The organism is Kinneretia sp. DJ1R-11 (assembly GCF_025717595.1).
Taxonomy (GTDB): domain Bacteria; phylum Pseudomonadota; class Gammaproteobacteria; order Burkholderiales; family Burkholderiaceae_C; genus Paucibacter_A.
The window spans coordinates 267,922-274,124 of sequence record NZ_JAJIRR010000007.1; the positions used below are offsets into that span (position 1 = coordinate 267,922).

Annotated in this window: 4 protein-coding genes; all 4 read right to left on the reverse strand. The window is 64.2% G+C overall.

Features of this window, described 5'->3' with window-relative positions; all coding sequences use genetic code 11:
* Window position 1 precedes the first annotated feature (1 nt).
* Entirely contained in the window at window positions 2-1,615 is a 1,614-nt protein-coding gene (locus tag LNV23_RS14095; RefSeq protein ID WP_263563536.1) for a polysaccharide lyase, read from the reverse strand.
* Window positions 1,616-1,622: 7 nt separating this feature from the next.
* Window positions 1,623-2,579: a polysaccharide deacetylase family protein gene (locus tag LNV23_RS14100; RefSeq protein ID WP_263563537.1), complete on the reverse strand. Its 957-nt coding sequence runs from the start codon at window positions 2,577-2,579 to the stop codon at window positions 1,623-1,625.
* Between the two features lie 46 nt (window positions 2,580-2,625).
* On the reverse strand, window positions 2,626-3,984 hold the full coding sequence (locus tag LNV23_RS14105; protein ID WP_263563538.1) for a phenylacetate--CoA ligase family protein: 1,359 nt from the start codon (window positions 3,982-3,984) through the stop codon (window positions 2,626-2,628).
* A 12-nt stretch (window positions 3,985-3,996) separates the two neighbouring features.
* Window positions 3,997-6,203 (reverse strand): glycosyltransferase (locus LNV23_RS14110; RefSeq protein WP_263563539.1); only part of this gene is annotated, 2,207 nt, incomplete at its 5' end.

The window sequence follows — 6,203 nt, forward strand, 5'->3', positions numbered from 1 at the left end:
CTCAGGGCCGGGCGGACGGTGCAACTTGCTGCATCGGGCCGATGTAGCTGCGTGCGATCACGACGTTGTCGATGAAGAGATGCATGTCCTGAGGAGCAGGTGAGACGCCTCCATGGAAAACATCGAACCAGACCTCCTCGATAGCCAGGCGTTTGGTATCGCGCAAGCGGACACCGCTGCGTTTCATGACCTGCTGGCCGTCGATCCAAGCCTCGACCAGCCCGTCGGACTTACCGATCTGATTGAGCTTCACATGCTGCTCGATGCAGTACCAGCGCTCATTGCGCACCAGACCCGTAGGCCCCAGCGACCAGTCCCAAGGGTCGCCAGTCTCGTCCTTCATGTCGGCGTGGTAAACGTAAAAATTCAAGGCATTGAGTTCGGCCATCAAACGGTCCCCTGCCGGACGCCTTGCAAAGCCGCCGCGTACCGACCAACCATTGCTGCCGTCGGCCTTTCGCCGACCCCAGCCAGCCTTTCCATAGGTGCCGGCGATGCCGGGCAGCTTTCCGCCGTCAACCACGGGTTGCCAGTCGCGACCTAGGCGTAGGTAGTAGCGGAAGTAGAGCTCTTCCGGCTCGGACTGCCCGTGAGCGCTGAACTTGTAGCGCAAATCCAGGCCCAGGTTCTGGCCTTTGGGGATGCGGACCTTGAGCGCACGGCCAGACAAAGCTTGAAAGCCTGGGGCCACATCGTTCGCGGCGATTGCAGCACCATCGCCGTGCAGGACCCGTTCGCCGAACTGGCGTAGCCAGTCCGAGGCTTCAAAGTCAGCGCTGAACATGACCTCAGGGTGGGCCGCAATGCCTCGGTCCCCTGGGTACCTGGCAGCCAGTCCCAATTGCAGCTGAGCGGGCCTGACGAAAGAGGGATACAGCGCGAAACTGCCGATGTCAATAAAGGCGCTGCCGTACTGCTGGTCTGAAGTTAGCATCAGCACCGCCTTCTTGACCTTGGCCGACTCGGGGATGTCGAATCGCAACAGCACATGCCGGCCACCGCCCAACTTGAGTTCCGGCCGCTGGCCCAGGCTGCTCAAGCTGCTGCAATCGGTGAAGGTGTCGGCCGCAGGGCTCAGGCGCAGGCGGCTTCCGTCGTCCAACTCCAGCTTGAGCATGGGACGGGCGGCTCGGTCGGGTGACTCCTTGCTGTGGAAGTCGACGATGTCACCGGCCCCGGCCGCACCCAGGGCGCGCAGCAAGACCACGCGTGGCAGGCTGGGCGTCGACTGCCAACGCTGCACCAGGCTGCTGAGGTCCATCTCCACAAAGGGCCGGCCCATACCGCGCTGCAGCTTGATCTGCGAGAAGGCACGATCGCCCTGCGGCTTGCCCTGGGTATCGATCCAGTCCCCGCCCGGGTGCTGCCATCGGATCTCGCCCATGCCGGTGAGAAAGGCGCAACTCGGGCCCGCCTCGCCATCACCGACCACCAAGCCAGGCCCTACGCTGGCCGGCACCTGCGCCACGGCCTGACTCGGCCATGCCAGTGCCTGCAGCAGCACGGCACCACACAGGCCCACGCGCGACCCGAGGCGACAGGACGATGCGCGTCCAAAAGGCGCAAGCGCGGCACGCGCCGCGGTAGAAAGCTGGCTGCGGCGCAAGTCGGTCATGCGGGCCTCAGTGGCGGATCAGGTTTTCGACGATGCGGCTGCGGTAGCGGAAACGGCTCGTGTCCCAGGGCGTGAAACGGGGCAGCTCGAACATCGAGTCGCCCTGGCGGGCCGCGCCCCAGACCGTGCTCACCGCGGCCAGGAAACCCAGATCCTTGACCTGGGCCACGCTGTCGGCGTTGTAGTCCTGGCCCGGCTTGCCATTGGGGTAAGCAAACAAACGCACCGGCTCACGCAGCACGGCTTCAAGATAGTCCTTGCTGTCACCGATCTCGCGGCGCATGCCGGCCGTATCGAGCGTGGCCAGGATGGGGTGATTGACCGTATGCGCACCGATCTGCATGCCGGCGGCATGCAGCTGGCGGATGCCAGCATCGCCCATCATCAAAGCCTGATCGTGGGCACCGCCGCACAGGGTTTCAATGGCAGCGACGCGCTGAAGGCGCTCGTCCGGCGCACGGTACTTGATGGCGCCGAGCAGCGCCTCGATGGCCTGGCGTCGGCTGCCGGCTTCGCCAATTTGAAAGCGTGAGCGCTCATCGCCGGTGACGCCGCTCAGGTCCAGCGTGCCCACCGGTGCATGCCGGATGGCTTCGATGATGCGGTCGTTCCACATGCGCCCTTGGCCGAGAAAGCCGGTGGCGATGAAGAAGGCGGCCGGCATACGGAACTCTTGCAAGATGGGGAGGGCCACCGAAACATTGTCCTCATAGCCATCGTCAAAAGTCAGCACGCAGGCTCTCGCTGGCAGGCTTCCGCTGGCCAGGCGTTCGGCCGCCTCGTCCAGGGGCATGATATGGGCCCAGTCCTTCAGCCAGCCGAGGATCTCGCGGAAGCGCGCAGCGTCCACCTCGCCGGGGAAAATGGCATCGGGTTCAGGCAGAACGCGGTGAAACATGAGGGCAGTCAAACGCCCGCGGGCGCCGGCGGGCGAGAGCAGGTTGTAGGCAAGTTTCGTGAGCATGTCAGTGTGTCGTTCCAATGGCCGGGGTTTTGTGGCATGCCCGAGCTCAAGATGAAAAAGCCTTGACGCGGCTGATCACGTAGCGGAATTTGCCGGAGGCTTCGGCGGGGATGTCATCCACCAGCAGCACCTCGATGCGCACCGCCGCACCCAGCCGGCGCCGGAAGTCGTCCTCGATGCGTTGCACGCCAGCCGAATCAAATTCAGCGTTACGCACCACCTGCACCTGGGTGTGATCCAGGCTCAGCTGTTCGATGCGGAACTTCTCGACGCCGGGCAGATCGCGCACCGTGTAGATCAAGGCCAGGCCGTGCATGATGGTGCCGTTCTGCGCCACCACGAAATCGGTGCTGCGGCCATGCACCTCTTTCAACACCGGCAGGCCGCGGCCGCAGCTGCAGGGCTGGCTGCCCAGCACGCCCATATCGCCGGTTCGGTAGCGGATGAAGGGGAAATCGCGCGTCGCCAGATGGGTGACGACGATCTCGCCGATCTCGCCCTCGGCCACCGGCTGGCCCTGCGGGTCCAGGGTTTCGACAATCATGTCCTCGGCGCTGATGTGCAGGCTGCCGGCCGGGCATTGATGGGCGATGAAACCCGCATCGCGCGCGCCATAGCCATTGGCCACCGGGCAGGCGAAAGCCTCCGAGATCAAACGGCGCTGCTCTTCGTAGAGCCGCTCCGAGGTGACAAAGGCCACGCGGATGCCGAGATCGCGCATGCTCACGCCGCGCTTCATGGCATGGGCCGCGATCAGGGACAGGCTGGACGGGTAGCCAAACAGCATGGCCGGTCGGATGCGGCGGATGTCGGCGACAAAGGCGTCCAGCTTGTCCTCGCTCATCTCGAAAGCGGGCAGCAGATGGCTGCGCATCAGCCCGTCACGTAGGCGGCGCACACGGTCCTGCGCGCCCAGCTCGATCGGGCTGCCCCAGACCACGATCTCGGGGTCACCGATGTCAACATTCCACCAGCGCGTGGCGCGCCATTTGGCCGCCACATCATGGCTCTTGCGAGCCTTGCCCATGTAAAAGATCAGGGGCTCGCCCGAGGACCCGCCGGTGTTGTAGCGGCTGAGAACGCCGTGGTCTTCGGCCTTGAGCGCATCCTGATGGGCTCGGATCAAGGGCTTGTCCAGGCGCGGCAGCTTTTCCAGATCGGCCAAGCTTTGCAGGGCTGCCGGGTCGAAGCCGAGCTCCTTGAAAAGCTGGCGATAGTAAGGCACATGGCGCCCCACATCGCCCAGGAAGTCGCGCAGACGGGCCAGTTGCAAGGCCTGCAACTCGGCCGGCGCCAACCACTGGCTGTGCTCCAGAAGGCGCAGCCGGGCCACACTGTCATGACCTTTCAAGGCCTCGTGCAGCGGGAACAGAAGCTGTGCGCAAAGATCGGTGTAGAGATTCACGATTCAAAGATCTCAAACAGTGGCAGACGGCACCGGCGCCGCTGGTGCACCAAAGGGCTGACCCGCCTTGGCATAAGCCGCCAGCCACAAAGGCTTGACCGCGGCCCAGGCATAGCGCTGGGCTTCGACCTGCCCGGCCGCACTGAACCGCTGAGCCAGCGGCAGATCGTTCAGCACCGCCAAGGCCGCGGCCGCCATGGCATCGGCATCGCCGACGGGCACCAGCAGGCCAGTGCGGCCCGACTCCAGCAAGTCGGGAATACCACCGGCATCGGTGCTCACCACCGGCACCCCGCTGGCGAAGGCCTCCAAGATGGAGATGGGCATGTTGTCCACGGTGCTGGCATTGAGGACCAAGTCGGCGCGCTGGTAGAGCGCAGGCATGTCGGAATTGTTGACACGCCCGGCAAACTCGACCGCAGCGGCGATCTGCAGTTGTTCGCACAGCTGCTGCAGGGCGGCGCGCTCCGGCCCCTCCCCGGCCACGATCAGCCGCGCCGCCGGGAACTGTTCGAGCACGCGAGCAAACGCACGGATTGCCGTGGCGTTGTCGTAGATCGGCTCCAGATTGCGCGCCACCAGCAGCAGCGGCGCGCTCGCAGCGACCGCAGGGGTCTTGGCCTTGAAGCGAGAAAGGTCGATGATGTTGGGAATAATCTCAGCGCTCAAGCCATGCTTGGCAAACACACGCTGCAAAAAGACCGAGGGCACAGCCAAAACCTGAACTCTACGCAGCAAGGCTCGTACATGACGCGGCCCGCTCGATAGAAACTCGTCTGCCAAACCGCCGTGGTAATTGATGATGACGGGCACTTGACGCAACAAAGCCAATCCTGCGACTGGTAGAACGAACAGATGCCAAGCCCATCCTGAATTGGCCATGATGTGCACAAGCCGGGCACGCCGAACTTCGCGACTGGCGGTACACGAATACTGAAGCAAACGCCAAACCGCTCTAAGCACCAGCACCCGGCTCACCCACTGCGGGCGATGCGGTGGGTTGGTTCTCAGCATGCGAACCGACTGCCCATCCTCCCGTAGCAAACGCAAAAGCTGCTCGCATTGCGTTGACATTCCGCCTGAGGGTGGCGGCAAGGGACCGACCAGCAGCACAGGGCCATACGCCCCCGACCAGGCCCTCAAGGCCGGGCTCAATACCCGCAAGCGCCAGGTGCTGATCACCCAAACACCTAGACCCAAGGTCAAAGTCAGTCCCAGCACCGGCAGCAAATTCTTGAGTCGGTGCAGGTGTTCGAGGGCGTCACGGCTCTCAGCCATGGGCCAAATTGCCATGCCCGGATAGACGCCAATGGCGATGGCTGCAAACTGTTCCAGGCTGCGCGACAGCGCCCCCGACCACCGCACGGCCGGCTCGCGGTCGTAGCTCTCGAGGTTGTCGCCTAACCACTGGAACCACTGAGTCTCGCCACGGTGGTAGTACTCCCAGGCCTTGACCTCCTCGACATAACCCGGGCGGGCCTTGGGCGCGATAGGCAACATGCGCAGCTCTGCATTACGGGCCAGCAAGGCAGTGCGCACCTCGTGCGCCGACAGTGGCCCCTGACCCCGGCTGAAATACACGTTATTGAAGACATCGAGCAGTTGCCAGCGACCCAGCGGCTCGTTCCATATCTCTACCCAAATGTGGCCGTGACCGCCGAAGCCGTCAAAGGCAAAACCCCAGCTGCGCGTCGGAATCTGGGCCGCATGGGCCAGGGCCATGAAGCTGCGCACGAAATCGCCGCAATACCCTTCGCCGTCCTGAATGATGCGTTGGTAGGTGCTCTGCAGATCGCTCTGGATCGGCCCACCGGTGAGCACCGGCGCCGAGCTCAGCAGATGGGAAGCGATCGCCAGCGAGCGCTCCCAAGGGCCGGGCAATTCGGCCAAGCCGAGTTTGCGCACTTGTTCGACAAACACAGGTGACGCCGGCGCCTGCTCACGCTTGAAGCTGGGCGGTGGCGCACTCGCCGGCCAGTCGATGGCCGGATTGACCGACTCATCCAGCACCAGAGCATTGCGCAGGCGAACCCGGTCGGTGCTGCCCAGCACCTGCGGAAGCAGGATGAGCAGCGGCAGCAAGACCAGCAGCCAGCCGAGGCGCTGGCCCCAGCGCCAACGACCTTCGCTCAACCAGGGCGACTCGCCTGAATTCACCAGCACAGCCCCTGCACCCGGGCCTTGAAGTCCGCCTTGTTGGGCAGGTTCACCAGGTCCAG